This window comes from Streptococcus mitis (assembly GCF_000960025.1).
Taxonomy (GTDB): Bacteria; Bacillota; Bacilli; order Lactobacillales; family Streptococcaceae; genus Streptococcus; species Streptococcus mitis_DH.
Window position 1 is genome coordinate 1 of record NZ_JYGQ01000003.1, and the last position, 14,742, is coordinate 14,742.

Genomic DNA, 14,742 nt, shown 5'->3' on the forward strand with positions numbered 1-14,742 from the left:
AGTGACAAAGACCTTTGAAAACTGAACAAGACGAACCAATGTGCAGGGCACTACAACTAAGGTTGTAGTACTGAACAATGAAAAAACAATAAATCTGTCAGTGACAGAAATGAGTGAGAACTCAAACTTTTAATGAGAGTTTGATCCTGGCTCAGGACGAACGCTGGCGGCGTGCCTAATACATGCAAGTAGAACGCTGAAGGAGGAGCTTGCTTCTCCGGATGAGTTGCGAACGGGTGAGTAACGCGTAGGTAACCTGCCTGGTAGCGGGGGATAACTATTGGAAACGATAGCTAATACCGCATAAGAGTAGATGTTGCATGACATTTGCTTAAAAGGTGCAATTGCATCACTACCAGATGGACCTGCGTTGTATTAGCTAGTTGGTGGGGTAACGGCTCACCAAGGCGACGATACATAGCCGACCTGAGAGGGTGATCGGCCACACTGGGACTGAGACACGGCCCAGACTCCTACGGGAGGCAGCAGTAGGGAATCTTCGGCAATGGACGGAAGTCTGACCGAGCAACGCCGCGTGAGTGAAGAAGGTTTTCGGATCGTAAAGCTCTGTTGTAAGAGAAGAACGAGTGTGAGAGTGGAAAGTTCACACTGTGACGGTATCTTACCAGAAAGGGACGGCTAACTACGTGCCAGCAGCCGCGGTAATACGTAGGTCCCGAGCGTTGTCCGGATTTATTGGGCGTAAAGCGAGCGCAGGCGGTTAGATAAGTCTGAAGTTAAAGGCTGTGGCTTAACCATAGTACGCTTTGGAAACTGTTTAACTTGAGTGCAAGAGGGGAGAGTGGAATTCCATGTGTAGCGGTGAAATGCGTAGATATATGGAGGAACACCGGTGGCGAAAGCGGCTCTCTGGCTTGTAACTGACGCTGAGGCTCGAAAGCGTGGGGAGCAAACAGGATTAGATACCCTGGTAGTCCACGCCGTAAACGATGAGTGCTAGGTGTTAGACCCTTTCCGGGGTTTAGTGCCGCAGCTAACGCATTAAGCACTCCGCCTGGGGAGTACGACCGCAAGGTTGAAACTCAAAGGAATTGACGGGGGCCCGCACAAGCGGTGGAGCATGTGGTTTAATTCGAAGCAACGCGAAGAACCTTACCAGGTCTTGACATCCCTCTGACCGCTCTAGAGATAGAGTTTTCCTTCGGGACAGAGGTGACAGGTGGTGCATGGTTGTCGTCAGCTCGTGTCGTGAGATGTTGGGTTAAGTCCCGCAACGAGCGCAACCCCTATTGTTAGTTGCCATCATTCAGTTGGGCACTCTAGCGAGACTGCCGGTAATAAACCGGAGGAAGGTGGGGATGACGTCAAATCATCATGCCCCTTATGACCTGGGCTACACACGTGCTACAATGGCTGGTACAACGAGTCGCAAGCCGGTGACGGCAAGCTAATCTCTTAAAGCCAGTCTCAGTTCGGATTGTAGGCTGCAACTCGCCTACATGAAGTCGGAATCGCTAGTAATCGCGGATCAGCACGCCGCGGTGAATACGTTCCCGGGCCTTGTACACACCGCCCGTCACACCACGAGAGTTTGTAACACCCGAAGTCGGTGAGGTAACCGTAAGGAGCCAGCCGCCTAAGGTGGGATAGATGATTGGGGTGAAGTCGTAACAAGGTAGCCGTATCGGAAGGTGCGGCTGGATCACCTCCTTTCTAAGGATAAGGAACTGCGCATTGGTCTTGTTTAGTCTTGAGAGGTCTTGTGGGGCCTTAGCTCAGCTGGGAGAGCGCCTGCTTTGCACGCAGGAGGTCAGCGGTTCGATCCCGCTAGGCTCCATTGGTGAGAGATCACCAAGTAATGCACATTGAAAATTGAATATCTATATCAAATAGTAACAAGAAAATAAACCGAAAACGCTGTAGTATTAATAAGAGTTTATGACTGAAAGGTCAGAAAAATAAGGTTAAGTTAATAAGGGCGCACGGTGGATGCCTTGGCACTAGGAGCCGAAGAAGGACGTGACAAACGACGATATGCCTTGGGTAGCTGTAAGTAAGCGATGATCCAGGGATTTCCGAATGGGGGAACCCAACAGGTACTACCTGTTACCCGCATCTGTTAAGGATGTGAGGAGGAAGACGCAGTGAACTGAAACATCTAAGTAGCTGCAGGAAGAGAAAGCAAAAGCGATTGCCTTAGTAGCGGCGAGCGAAACGGCAGGAGGGCAAACCGAAGAGTTTACTCTTCGGGGTTGTAGGACTGCAATGTGGACTCAAAGATTATAGAAGAATGATTTGGGAAGATCAGCCAAAGAGAGTAATAGCCTCGTATTTAAAATAGTCTTTGTACCTAGCAGTATCCTGAGTACGGCGGGACACGTGAAATCCCGTCGGAATCTGGGAGGACCATCTCCCAACCCTAAATACTCCCTAGTGACCGATAGTGAACCAGTACCGTGAGGGAAAGGTGAAAAGCACCCCGGGAGGGGAGTGAAATAGAACCTGAAACCGTGTGCCTACAACAAGTTCGAGCCCGTTAATGGGTGAGAGCGTGCCTTTTGTAGAATGAACCGGCGAGTTACGTTATGATGCGAGGTTAAGTTGAAGAGACGGAGCCGTAGGGAAACCGAGTCTGAATAGGGCGCCTTAGTATCATGACGTAGACCCGAAACCATGTGACCTACCCATGAGCAGGTTGAAGGTGCGGTAAGACGCACTGGAGGACCGAACCAGGGCACGTTGAAAAGTGCTTGGATGACTTGTGGGTAGCGGAGAAATTCCAAACGAACTTGGAGATAGCTGGTTCTCTCCGAAATAGCTTTAGGGCTAGCGTCGACATTAGAGATTCTTGGAGGTAGAGCACTGTTTGGGTGAGGGGTCCATCCCGGATTACCAATCTCAGATAAACTCCGAATGCCAATGAATTATGGTCGGCAGTCAGACTGCGAGTGCTAAGATCCGTAGTCGAAAGGGAAACAGCCCAGACCACCAGCTAAGGTCCCAAAATAATTGTTAAGTGGAAAAGGATGTGGGGTTGCACAGACAACTAGGATGTTAGCTTAGAAGCAGCTATTCATTCAAAGAGTGCGTAATAGCTCACTAGTCGAGTGACCCTGCGCCGAAAATGTACCGGGGCTAAAACAATTTACCGAAGCTGTGGATACCTTTATAGGTATGGTAGGAGAGCGTTCTATGTGTGATGAAGGTGTACCGTGAGGAGTGCTGGAACGCATAGAAGTGAGAATGCCGGTATGAGTAGCGAAAGACAGGTGAGAATCCTGTCCACCGTAAGACTAAGGTTTCCAGGGGAAGGCTCGTCCGCCCTGGGTTAGTCGGGACCTAAGGAGAGACCGAAAGGTGTATCCGATGGACAACAGGTTGATATTCCTGTACTAGAGTATGTAGTGATGGAGGGACGCAGTAGGCTAACTAAAGCAGACGATTGGAAGTGTCTGTCTAAGCAGTGAGGTGTGATATGAGTCAAATGCTTATATCTGTAACATTGAGCTGTGATGGGGAGCGAAGTTTAGTAGCGAAGTTAGTGACGTCACACTGCCAAGAAAAGCTTCTAGCGTTTAAACATACTCTACCCGTACCGCAAACCGACACAGGTAGTCGAGGCGAGTAGCCTCAGGTGAGCGAGAGAACTCTCGTTAAGGAACTCGGCAAAATGACCCCGTAACTTCGGGAGAAGGGGTGCTGACTTTAAGTCAGCCGCAGTGAATAGGCCCAAGCAACTGTTTATCAAAAACACAGCTCTCTGCTAAATCGTAAGATGATGTATAGGGGGTGACGCCTGCCCGGTGCTGGAAGGTTAAGAGGAGTGCTTAGCGTAAGCGAAGGTATGAATTGAAGCCCCAGTAAACGGCGGCCGTAACTATAACGGTCCTAAGGTAGCGAAATTCCTTGTCGGGTAAGTTCCGACCCGCACGAAAGGCGTAATGATTTGGGCACTGTCTCAACGAGAGACTCGGTGAAATTTTAGTACCTGTGAAGATGCAGGTTACCCGCGACAGGACGGAAAGACCCCATGGAGCTTTACTGCAGTTTGATATTGAGTGTCTGTACCACATGTACAGGATAGGTAGGAGTCTATGAGATCGGGACGCCAGTTTCGAAGGAGACGTTGTTGGGATACTACCCTTGTGTTATGGCCACTCTAACCCGGATAGGTGATCCCTATCGGAGACAGTGTCTGACGGGCAGTTTGACTGGGGCGGTCGCCTCCTAAAAGGTAACGGAGGCGCCCAAAGGTTCCCTCAGAATGGTTGGAAATCATTCGCAGAGTGTAAAGGTATAAGGGAGCTTGACTGCGAGAGCTACAACTCGAGCAGGGACGAAAGTCGGGCTTAGTGATCCGGTGGTTCCGTATGGAAGGGCCATCGCTCAACGGATAAAAGCTACCCTGGGGATAACAGGCTTATCTCCCCCAAGAGTTCACATCGACGGGGAGGTTTGGCACCTCGATGTCGGCTCGTCGCATCCTGGGGCTGTAGTCGGTCCCAAGGGTTGGGCTGTTCGCCCATTAAAGCGGCACGCGAGCTGGGTTCAGAACGTCGTGAGACAGTTCGGTCCCTATCCGTCGCGGGCGTAGGAAATTTGAGAGGATCTGCTCCTAGTACGAGAGGACCAGAGTGGACTTACCGCTGGTGTACCAGTTGTCTTGCCAAAGGCATCGCTGGGTAGCTATGTAGGGAAGGGATAAACGCTGAAAGCATCTAAGTGTGAAACCCACCTCAAGATGAGATTTCCCATGATTTTATATCAGTAAGAGCCCTGAGAGATGATCAGGTAGATAGGTTAGAAGTGGAAGTGTGGCGACACATGTAGCGGACTAATACTAATAGCTCGAGGACTTATCCAAAGTAACTGAGAATATGAAAGCGAACGGTTTTCTTAATTTGAATAGATATTCAATTTTGAGTAGGTATTACTCAGAGTTAAGTGACGATAGCCTAGGAGATACACCTGTACCCATGCCGAACACAGAAGTTAAGCCCTAGAACGCCGGAAGTAGTTGGGGGTTGCCCCCTGTGAGATATGGAAGTCGCTTAGCTTTAATCCGCCATAGCTCAGTTGGTAGTAGCGCATGACTGTTAATCATGATGTCGTAGGTTCGAGTCCTACTGGCGGAGTAGTTAAGAAAAAAGAGGTTTAGGCCTCTTTTTTTGTAATTAATAATCTATTTAGTGTTATTTGGTGTGAGATATTTTTGCTGAGTAAAGTTTCAGAGCCCTCCGTTTTCGATCAAGGAGATCTTTTTAGTACTTTAATTGAGGGTAGCGAAGAGGCTAAACGTTGCGGACTGTAAATATGATCCTTCGAGGGGTTCGCATCCTTCCGCTTCCATTATCTTAGTTTTTGAAATTTAGGTAGTATATTTGTTCCTATTCTGTCAACTTTTCCTATTTGTTATCTTTTTGAGGTTGGTATTTGAGCAATTCAGGATTTTATAATAACTGTTTATAATTTTTTGTTAGAATAAGGTCATAAAAAGAAAAGGAGTATATATTTATGCTACAAAGTATTTATGATCAGATGATGGATTTTTACAGAAATATTGAAGAAGAGTATGGTATGTTCTTGGGTGATAATTTTGATTGGGAACATGTTCATTTTAAGTTTTTGATTTATTATCTTGTCCGATATCGTATTGTGAGTCATCGGGATTTTATTGTTTACCATTATCGTGTTGCTTATCGTTTGTATCTTGAAAAATTGATAATGAAACAGGGTTTTGTTGCTTGATGAGACAGTATGAGTTAATTTCCGAACAACTTTTACTTTTTGTGGAAAAATAATGATAAATAGCCGGAATTTTTTCTAAAACATTTTTTAATAGTTGGAAATAGCAAATCTTTCTATTGTTTCTTCTTGATAAAAAGGCGATTTTTTCTTATAATAAATTGTAAGATATAATTGCAGGTGAGAGTCCTGCCATGTATGTGAGAAAGGAAGAGCCTGAGGGCTCAGACAAGATTATGACTTCAGTTGTTGTTGTAGGTACCCAATGGGGTGATGAAGGTAAAGGGAAGATTACAGACTTCCTTTCAGCGAATGCAGAAGTGATTGCGCGTTACCAAGGTGGTGATAATGCAGGTCACACGATTGTGATTGATGGCAAGAAGTTTAAATTGCACTTGATTCCATCTGGGATTTTCTTCCCTGAAAAAATCTCTGTTATTGGGAATGGTATGGTTGTAAATCCTAAATCTCTTGTGAAAGAGTTGAGCTATCTTCATGAGGAAGGTGTTACAACTGATAACTTGCGTATTTCTGATCGCGCGCATGTCATTTTGCCTTATCATATCGAGTTAGATCGTTTGCAAGAAGAAGCTAAGGGCGACAATAAGATTGGTACTACAATCAAGGGAATCGGTCCAGCTTATATGGACAAAGCTGCTCGTGTGGGAATTCGTATCGCGGATCTTTTGGATAAAGACATTTTCCGTGAGCGTTTAGAACGTAACCTTGCTGAAAAGAATCGTCTTTTTGAAAAATTGTATGACAGTAAAGCGATTGCTTTCGATGATATTTTTGAAGAATATTACGAATATGGTCAACAAATTAAGAAGTATGTGACAGATACATCTGTCATTTTGAATGATGCGCTTGATAACGGTAAACGTGTGCTTTTTGAAGGTGCACAAGGTGTTATGCTAGATATCGACCAAGGTACTTATCCATTTGTTACGTCATCAAACCCTGTGGCTGGTGGTGTGACCATTGGTTCTGGTGTTGGTCCAAGTAAGATTGACAAGGTTGTTGGTGTATGTAAAGCCTATACGAGTCGTGTAGGAGACGGTCCTTTCCCAACTGAGTTGTTTGATGAAGTGGGAGAACGTATCCGTGAAGTTGGTCATGAATATGGTACAACAACTGGTCGTCCACGTCGTGTGGGTTGGTTTGACTCAGTTGTGATGCGCCATAGTCGTCGTGTTTCTGGTATCACTAACCTTTCATTGAACTCTATCGATGTTTTGAGTGGTTTAGATATTGTGAAAATCTGTGTGGCCTATGATCTTGATGGTCAACGTATTGACTACTATCCAGCTAGTCTTGAGCAATTGAAACGTTGCAAACCTATCTATGAAGAGTTGCCAGGTTGGTCAGAAGATATTACTGGAGTTCGTAATTTGGAAGATCTTCCTGAGAATGCGCGTAACTATGTTCGTCGTGTGAGCGAATTGGTTGGCGTTCGTATTTCTACTTTCTCAGTAGGTCCTGGTCGTGAACAAACAAATATTTTAGAAAGTGTTTGGTCCTAAGAGATTTTTAAGATTTGTTTAAGATAGGTCGGGTATACTATAGACAGTTACAAGAAGACCTCCTAACTTGTTGTAACAAATATCCTAAACTTTTCTTTTTCATAATAATCTCCCTATAAAGTCACCACATTCGGTGGCTTTTTTTGTCTCGGGAATCATGATATAATAATAAAATCGATAAGTAGGAAAAGAGAATCGGATGAATTATACAGTTGAAGAAAAAGAAGTATTTATGAGGGAAGCTTTGAGAGAAGCTGAGATTGCTCTTGAACACGATGAAATTCCAATTGGTTGTGTGATTGTCAAGGACGGAGAAATCATTGGCCGTGGCCATAATGCGCGTGAGGAACTGCAGCGAGCGGTTATGCATGCGGAAATTATGGCCATAGAGAATGCGAATCTGAGTGAGGAGAGCTGGCGCTTGCTTGATTGCACGCTTTTTGTGACCATTGAGCCTTGTGTTATGTGTAGTGGGGCGATTGGACTTGCCCGTATTCCAAACGTGGTCTATGGGGCTAAAAACCAGAAATTTGGCGCTGCTGGGAGTTTGTACGATATCTTGACAGATGAGCGTCTCAATCATCGTGTGGAGGTTGAAACGGGAATTTTGGAAGATGAATGTGCAGCTATTATGCAGGACTTTTTTAGAAATAGACGGAAAAAATAATTTTGCTTTTAAAATGAATAGGAATGTGATATAATAAACAGTGGAGCAACAGTTCTGCGTGAAGCGGGTCAGGGGAGGAATCCAGCAGCCCTAAGCGATTTGAATTGTGTGCTCTTTTTTTCGTGCTTTTTCCGAATAAATAAGATAGAATAATCTAGAATAAATGATAATAGAAAAGAGAAGATGATGAAAATTCGTGGTTTTGAATTGGTTTCTAGTTTTACAGATGAAAATTTATTGCCCAAGCGTGAGACAGCGCATGCGGCTGGTTACGATTTAAAGGTTGCTGTGCGCACAGTTATCGCTCCAGGAGAGATTGTCTTGGTTCCGACAGGGGTTAAGGCTTATATGCAGCCGACTGAGGTTCTCTACCTCTATGATCGTTCTTCAAACCCTCGTAAGAAGGGTTTGGTTTTAATTAACTCGGTTGGGGTCATTGATGGGGATTATTATGGAAATCCTGGGAATGAAGGGCATATTTTTGCTCAGATGAAGAATATCACAGACCAAGAGGTTGTTCTTGAAGTTGGAGAACGTGTTGTCCAGGCTGTCTTTGCTCCTTTCTTAATTGCAGATGGAGATGCGGCTGATGGCGTTCGAACTGGTGGATTTGGATCGACAGGGCACTAGAATGAAGATTATCTTTGTACGTCACGGGGAGCCAGATTATTGTGAGTTAGAGGAGCGTTCTTATACGGGATTTGGGATAGATTTGGCACCCTTGTCTGATAAGGGACGGCAGCAAGCCCAGAAACTGAGCACCAATCCTTTACTCCCTTCAGCTGAAATAATCGTATCTTCTGCAGTCACAAGAGCTTTAGAAACGGCTTCTTATGTGGTTTGTGCTACGGGACTTCCTTTAAGAGTGGAGTCTTTATTACATGAATGGCAGGTCTATGAAAGTGGCACAGATAATTTTGAAAAAGCTCGTGCTATATTTCTAGAAAATAATGGGGAGTTACTTCCTAATAGTCCTATTCAATATGAGACAGCTGCGAAGATGAAGTCTCGTTTTCTAGAATGCATGGCTAAGTATCGAGATTACCAGACCGTGATAGTGGTAACTCACAACATGCTCATGCGTCAGTTTGTGCCAAATGAGAAGATTGATTTTTGCCAAGTGATTGAGTGTGAGTTAGAGATATAGAAAGAGGTTTATCATCGCAAAGAAAAAAGCGACATTTGTATGTCAAAATTGTGGGTATAATTCACCTAAATATCTGGGGCGTTGCCCCAACTGTGGGTCTTGGTCTTCTTTTGTAGAAGAGGTTGAGGTTGCCGAGGTCAAGAATGCGCGTGTGTCCTTGACAGGTGAGAAAACCAAGCCCATGAAACTGGCTGAGGTGACTTCCATCAATGTCAATCGAACCAAGACGGAGATGGAGGAATTCAACCGTGTACTTGGAGGCGGAGTGGTACCGGGAAGTCTCGTTCTTATCGGTGGGGATCCTGGAATTGGGAAATCAACCCTTCTTTTACAAGTCTCAACCCAGCTGTCTCAAGTGGGGACTGTTCTCTATGTCAGTGGGGAGGAGTCTGCTCAGCAAATCAAGTTGCGAGCAGAGCGCTTGGGAGATATTGATAGAGAGTTTTATCTCTATGCAGAGACCAATATGCAGAGTGTTCGAGCTGAAGTGGAGCGCATCCAGCCAGACTTCCTCATCATCGACTCCATTCAGACTATTATGTCTCCTGAGATTTCAGGGGTGCAGGGGTCTGTTTCTCAAGTGCGTGAGGTGACAGCGGAACTTATGCAGCTGGCCAAAACAAATAACATTGCCATCTTTATCGTAGGACATGTGACCAAGGAGGGCACTCTAGCTGGTCCTCGTATGTTGGAGCATATGGTGGATACGGTGCTTTACTTTGAAGGGGAGCGTCACCATACCTTTCGTATTTTGAGAGCGGTCAAAAACCGGTTTGGCTCCACTAATGAGATTGGGATTTTTGAGATGCAGTCGGGTGGCTTGGTTGAAGTCCTCAATCCGAGTCAAGTTTTCCTAGAGGAGCGTTTGGATGGGGCGACTGGTTCGTCAATCGTTGTGACTATGGAAGGGACGCGTCCGATTTTGGCGGAGGTTCAGGCTTTGGTAACACCGACCATGTTTGGAAATGCCAAGCGTACGACGACAGGACTTGATTTTAACCGTGCTAGCTTGATTATGGCTGTTTTGGAAAAACGGGCAGGTCTTCTCTTGCAAAATCAGGATGCCTATCTCAAATCTGCTGGCGGTGTCAAATTGGATGAACCTGCCATTGACTTGGCCGTTGCAGTTGCCATTGCTTCGAGTTATAAAGACAAGCCAACTAATCCTCAGGAATGTTTTGTGGGAGAACTGGGCTTGACGGGAGAAATTCGGCGCGTGAATCGTATCGAGCAACGCATCAACGAAGCTGCTAAACTGGGATTTACCAAGATTTATGTACCAAAAAATTCCTTGACAGGAATCACTCCGCCTAAGGAAATTCAGGTCATTGGAGTAACAACGATTCAGGAAGTTTTGAAAAAGGTCTTTGCATAATCCGTGACAAATCTTCTTAAAAATGATAAGATAGGAGAAATATTTGACTATCAAATTTTCGAGGAGGGAATCGTGTCGTATTTTGAACAGTTTATGCAAGCCAATCAGGCTTATGTTGCCCTACATGGGCAGTTAAATCTGCCACTTAAACCCAAAACAAGAGTGACCATTGTGACCTGTATGGACTCTCGTCTGCACGTTGCGCAAGCTCTGGGCTTGGCACTTGGGGATGCTCATATCTTGCGGAATGCAGGTGGTCGAGTGACTGAGGACATGATTCGTTCGCTAGTTATTTCCCAACAACAAATGGGGACAAGAGAGATTGTGGTGCTGCACCATACAGACTGTGGTGCTCAGACCTTTGAAAATGGTCCTTTTCAGGAGTATCTGAAAGAGGAACTAGGTGTCGATGTGTCAGATCAGGATTTTTTGCCCTTCCAAGATATAGAGGAGAGTGTACGTGAGGACATGCAATTGCTTATCGAATCTCCCCTAATACCAGACGATGTCATTATCTCTGGTGCCATTTACGATGTGGATACAGGAAGTATGACAGTCGTAGAATTGTAAAAAATTCATTTAGAAAGAAAGTGTATGAAGAAAAACAGTATTTTATTTATTTTTATTTTATTGCTATGTATTGGTTTGCAGTATGAAACCATCTATTATACGGACGGTTCGATGTCAGCTGCGGAATATGGACTCATGGGAGTTTCTATCTTTCTAGCTCTCTTTTACATGATTCCGGCTCTTTATTTCCTTTTCCGTATTGGGAAAAAATGGGAATTACCCAAGAACTCCTTGATCTTGTCTTTATTGGGAGGAATGTTCCTTTCAGGCTGGTTGTCTAGCTTTGCTAATACCTATATCCATGATTTGCTGGGCGTTCTTTTCCCAGATAGTGCATTTTTAAATGCCTTTGAAAGTGCTATTGTGGCTCCTTTGGTAGAAGAACCCTTGAAATTGTTGCCACTTGTCTTTGTTTTAGCTTTGGTTCCTGTGCGAAAATTAAAATCTTTGTTTTTACTAGGGGTTGCTTCTGGTTTGGGATTTCAAATGATTGAGGATATTGGCTATATTCGTACGGATTTACCGGAGGGATTTGACTTTACCATTTCGAGAATTTTAGAGCGTATTATCTCAGGAATTGCCTCTCACTGGACTTTTTCAGGTCTGGCGGTAGTAGGTGTTTACTTGCTTTACAGAGCATATAAAGGACAAAAGGTTGGCAAGAAACAGGGGCTTATTTTCCTAGGTTTAGCCTTGGGAACTCACTTCTTATTTAACTCTCCTTTTGTAGAATTGGAGACAGAGTTGCCTTTAGCGATTCCAGTGGTTACGGCTATTACTCTCTATGGTTTTTATCAGGCTTATCGTTTTGTTGAGAAATACAATGAGTTGATGAACTAGAATATTTTTTAAAAGAATGATGTAGGGGCACAAATATGCTGCCCTTCTTTTATTTTTGATTGAAAAATAGTGTAAAAAGCGCTACAATGGTAAATGGAAAAATCTTGTGAAAAGCACAAGCGATACATATATACCGGAGGAAATCATGTCTTTTTCTGATTTAAAGCTGTTTGCCCTTTCTTCTAATCAAGAATTGGCAAAACGTGTAGCGCAGGAGATTGGGATAGAGTTGGGGAAATCAAGTGTCCGCCAATTTTCAGATGGAGAGATTCAGGTCAACATCGAAGAATCAATCCGTGGGAAACACGTCTTTATCCTACAATCAACTAGTTCGCCTGTAAATGACAATCTGCTTGAAATTTTGATTATGGTAGATGCTTTGAAGCGTGCGAGTGCAGAATCTGTCAATGTTGTCATGCCTTACTATGGATATGCACGTCAGGATAGAAAGGCGAGAGCGCGTGAGCCAATCACTTCAAAACTTGTTGCAAATATGCTTGAAGTAGCTGGAGTGGATCGTTTATTGACCATCGACTTGCATGCTGCGCAGATTCAAGGATTCTTTGATATTCCTGTGGATCATTTGATGGGAGCTCCTCTGATTGCGGATTATTTTGAGCGTCGTGGTATGGTTGGTTCTGACTATGTGGTTGTCAGCCCAGACCATGGAGGTGTGACTCGTGCCCGTAAGTTGGCAGAATTTTTGAAAACATCTATTGCTATTATTGACAAACGTCGTAGCGTTGATAAGATGAATACCAGTGAAGTCATGAACATCATCGGTAAGGTTGAAGGCAAGACTTGTATCTTGATTGATGATATGATTGATACTGCTGGAACGATTTGTCATGCGGCAGATGCTCTTGCGGAAGCTGGTGCTGTTGAAGTCTATGCAAGCTGTACGCACCCAGTTCTTTCTGGTCCTGCCATGGACAATATCCAAAAATCAGCTATTAAGAAATTGGTTGTTTTGGATACAATCTACTTGCCAGAAGAGCGTTTGATCGATAAGATTGAGCAAATTTCAATCGCTCATCTCCTAGGGGATGCTATCGTCCGTATCCATGAAAAACGCCCACTTTCTCCACTTTTCAGTATTGAGAAAAAGATTTAATGACCAAGCCTGAGATAATTCTCAGGTTTTTTCGTCTCTTTTCCGAATAAATAGATAGTAGCAGTGAATCTAGTAAAGCTAGATTTAAAACTGTGGTATAATAAAAGGAGGAAAAGGATGATTCTAAGACATCCGGGCATCAGCCCAACCAATGATTTGGTTGCTAAGAAAATCTTTAGCAATCCAGAAATCACTTGTCAATTTATTCGCGATATGTTGGATTTACCAGCCAAAAATGTAACCATTTTGGAGGGGAGCAATATTCATGTCTTGCCATCCCTGCCTTACTCGGCTCAGGATTTCTATACCAGTATAGACGTCTTGGCGGAGTTGGATAATGGTACGCAAGTAATTATTGAAATTCAAGTTCATCATCAGAATTTTTTCATCAATCGCCTGTGGGCTTACCTGTGCAGTCAGGTCAATCAAAACCTAGAAAAAATTCGTCAACGAGAAGGTGATACACACCAGAGTTACAAACACATCGCACCAGTTTATGCTATTGCTATTGTGGACAGCAACTACTTCTCAGATGACTTGGCTTTTCATAGCTTTAGTATGCGCGAGAACACGACAGGTGAGGTCTTAACCATCACAAATAACGGTCAAGAACACCATCTAGTCAAGATGGCGTTCTTGGAATTAAAAAAATACAGAGAAACCAGCAAAGATAGCATTCGTAAGCCATGGTTGGAGTTTTTCGGTAACAAACCCTTTACCCAAGAACCCGAGCGAGCCATCAGCCAGGCAGACCAACTGCTGGACTACAAGAGCTGGTCCGAGGAGGACAGGAAAATGTTTAGTCAACTACGTATGCGCGAAGAACAAGCCTTGTTAGCACAGGACTATGCCCTGGAAACAGCTAGAGCAGAGGGGCGAGAAGAAGGTCTTGAACAAGGACTGGAGCGTGGGAAATTCTTTGCCTTCTTAGATATGGTTCGCCAAGGTCTTTTGCCTTCTGAAGTTGCTAGCGAGCAATTAGGCATGACTGTCTCTGAGTTTGAGGCACTATTGAAAGATTAAGACCATCACAAATAACGGTCATGAAAACCATCTAGTCAAGATAGCATTCTTGGAATTAAAAAATACAGAGAAACCAGCAAAGACGAGGTTCGCAAGCCCTGGTTGGAGTTTTTTGGGAACAAACCCTTTACCCAACAACCAGAGCGAGCCATCAGCCAAGCAGACCAACTGCTAGACTATAAGAGCTGGTCCGAGGAGGACAGGAAAATGTTTAGTCAACTACGTATGCGAGAAGAACAAGCCTTGTTAGCACAGGACTATGCTTTGGAAACAGCTAGGGCGGAAGGTATTGAACAAGGTTTAGAACGTGGGAAAGCTGAAGGTAGTTTCGCTATGTTAGCAAATCTCGTTCGCCAAGGTCTCCTGACTTCCGAGGTTGCCAGCGAGCAGTTGGGCATGACGGTCGCTGAGTTTGAGGCCTTGCTATGAGGTCACATTTTAAATAGTAGAAAGTTGATGAAATGGCAAGTTCTTATCAAAAAACTTGCCATTTTTACTTGACATTTAGAAGTGTTTATAAGATAATACCATAGACGTGAGTTCTGTCCAACTGTCTATGTGGATTAGATATGAATGATTTTACTCAAGGATGATAAGTTTGTGAGATTTTCACTTGAAAAATCCAGTATTTGATGGGTATTTTTTCTCACAAAAATGTTTTTTTCACCTTTTTTTCTAAAAATGGGTAAAAACTTTAAAAACTAGAAGAAAACCCTTGACAAATCCTGCAAATATTTATATACTGTATGGTAGTAAGATAGTCTTACGAAAAAATAT

10 protein-coding genes, 2 tRNA genes, 3 rRNA genes, 1 other RNA gene and 1 pseudogene are annotated in these 14,742 nt (G+C 44.0%); all 17 read left to right on the forward strand.

Annotation, left to right across the window (positions count from 1 at the left end):
* Positions 1-128 precede the first annotated feature (128 nt).
* Positions 129-1,674: ribosomal RNA gene (locus TZ91_RS05895) — 16S ribosomal RNA — on the forward strand.
* A 51-nt stretch (positions 1,675-1,725) separates the two neighbouring features.
* Positions 1,726-1,798: transfer RNA gene (locus TZ91_RS05900), tRNA-Ala, on the forward strand.
* A gap of 125 nt (positions 1,799-1,923) precedes the next feature.
* A 23S ribosomal RNA gene (locus TZ91_RS05905) occupies positions 1,924-4,825 on the forward strand.
* Between the two features lie 76 nt (positions 4,826-4,901).
* Positions 4,902-5,017, forward strand: a 5S ribosomal RNA gene (gene rrf, locus TZ91_RS05910).
* Together the 16S, 23S and 5S rRNA genes with 2 tRNA genes alongside form the textbook arrangement of a ribosomal RNA operon.
* Before the next feature lie 5 nt (positions 5,018-5,022).
* Positions 5,023-5,096: transfer RNA gene (locus TZ91_RS05915), tRNA-Asn, on the forward strand.
* Between the two features lie 379 nt (positions 5,097-5,475).
* Positions 5,476-5,709, forward strand: a complete 234-nt coding sequence (gene comW, locus TZ91_RS05920) for a sigma(X)-activator ComW (protein WP_000941923.1) — start codon at positions 5,476-5,478, stop codon at positions 5,707-5,709.
* Positions 5,710-5,942: 233 nt separating this feature from the next.
* A complete protein-coding gene (locus TZ91_RS05925) occupies positions 5,943-7,229 on the forward strand; it encodes an adenylosuccinate synthase (RefSeq protein WP_033686089.1) in 1,287 nt (428 codons plus the stop codon).
* A gap of 199 nt (positions 7,230-7,428) precedes the next feature.
* Positions 7,429-7,896: a tRNA adenosine(34) deaminase TadA gene (tadA, locus tag TZ91_RS05930; RefSeq protein ID WP_001110112.1), complete on the forward strand. Its 468-nt coding sequence runs from the start codon at positions 7,429-7,431 to the stop codon at positions 7,894-7,896.
* Positions 7,897-7,928: 32 nt separating this feature from the next.
* Positions 7,929-8,026: signal recognition particle sRNA small type (gene ffs / locus TZ91_RS10125), an RNA gene on the forward strand.
* A 56-nt stretch (positions 8,027-8,082) separates the two neighbouring features.
* Positions 8,083-8,526, forward strand: a complete 444-nt coding sequence (locus TZ91_RS05935; protein ID WP_000701987.1) for a dUTP diphosphatase — start codon at positions 8,083-8,085, stop codon at positions 8,524-8,526.
* Entirely contained in the window at positions 8,486-9,043 is a 558-nt protein-coding gene (locus TZ91_RS05940) for a histidine phosphatase family protein (RefSeq protein ID WP_161793113.1), read from the forward strand. Before TZ91_RS05935 ends, TZ91_RS05940 begins: the two co-directional genes overlap by 41 nt.
* Before the next feature lie 13 nt (positions 9,044-9,056).
* Entirely contained in the window at positions 9,057-10,418 is a 1,362-nt protein-coding gene (radA, locus tag TZ91_RS05945; RefSeq protein ID WP_080702805.1) for a DNA repair protein RadA, read from the forward strand.
* A 72-nt stretch (positions 10,419-10,490) separates the two neighbouring features.
* Positions 10,491-10,988, forward strand: a complete 498-nt coding sequence (locus TZ91_RS05950) for a beta-class carbonic anhydrase (protein WP_033686070.1) — start codon at positions 10,491-10,493, stop codon at positions 10,986-10,988.
* 24 nt (positions 10,989-11,012) lie between these two features.
* Positions 11,013-11,828, forward strand: coding sequence for a PrsW family intramembrane metalloprotease (locus TZ91_RS05955; protein WP_033686071.1), 816 nt, complete (start codon positions 11,013-11,015; stop codon positions 11,826-11,828).
* A 145-nt stretch (positions 11,829-11,973) separates the two neighbouring features.
* On the forward strand, positions 11,974-12,942 hold the full coding sequence (locus TZ91_RS05960; RefSeq protein WP_033682853.1) for a ribose-phosphate diphosphokinase: 969 nt from the start codon (positions 11,974-11,976) through the stop codon (positions 12,940-12,942).
* Positions 12,943-13,059: 117 nt separating this feature from the next.
* The gene (locus TZ91_RS05965; RefSeq protein WP_033686072.1) at positions 13,060-13,965 is read left to right on the forward strand and encodes an Rpn family recombination-promoting nuclease/putative transposase; all 906 of its coding nucleotides are present in this window, start codon (positions 13,060-13,062) and stop codon (positions 13,963-13,965) included.
* Positions 13,958-14,394 (forward strand): annotated as a pseudogene (locus TZ91_RS10635) (Rpn family recombination-promoting nuclease/putative transposase); the annotation flags it as partial. The gene TZ91_RS05965 and the pseudogene TZ91_RS10635, both read left to right, overlap by 8 nt.
* Positions 14,395-14,742 lie beyond the last annotated feature (348 nt).

Excerpts from the sequence above, each read along its gene's own strand:
- comW (WP_000941923.1), top strand. The coding sequence starts at position 5,476 with ATGCTACAAAGTATTTATGATCAGATGATGGATTTTTACAGAAATATT.
- TZ91_RS05925 (WP_033686089.1), top strand. The coding sequence starts at position 5,943 with ATGACTTCAGTTGTTGTTGTAGGTACCCAATGGGGTGATGAAGGTAAA.
- tadA (WP_001110112.1), top strand. The coding sequence starts at position 7,429 with ATGAATTATACAGTTGAAGAAAAAGAAGTATTTATGAGGGAAGCTTTG.
- TZ91_RS05935 (WP_000701987.1), top strand. The coding sequence starts at position 8,083 with ATGAAAATTCGTGGTTTTGAATTGGTTTCTAGTTTTACAGATGAAAAT.
- TZ91_RS05940 (WP_161793113.1), top strand. The coding sequence starts at position 8,486 with ATGGCGTTCGAACTGGTGGATTTGGATCGACAGGGCACTAGAATGAAG.
- TZ91_RS05955 (WP_033686071.1), top strand. The coding sequence starts at position 11,013 with ATGAAGAAAAACAGTATTTTATTTATTTTTATTTTATTGCTATGTATT.
- TZ91_RS05960 (WP_033682853.1), top strand. The coding sequence starts at position 11,974 with ATGTCTTTTTCTGATTTAAAGCTGTTTGCCCTTTCTTCTAATCAAGAA.
- TZ91_RS05965 (WP_033686072.1), top strand. The coding sequence starts at position 13,060 with ATGATTCTAAGACATCCGGGCATCAGCCCAACCAATGATTTGGTTGCT.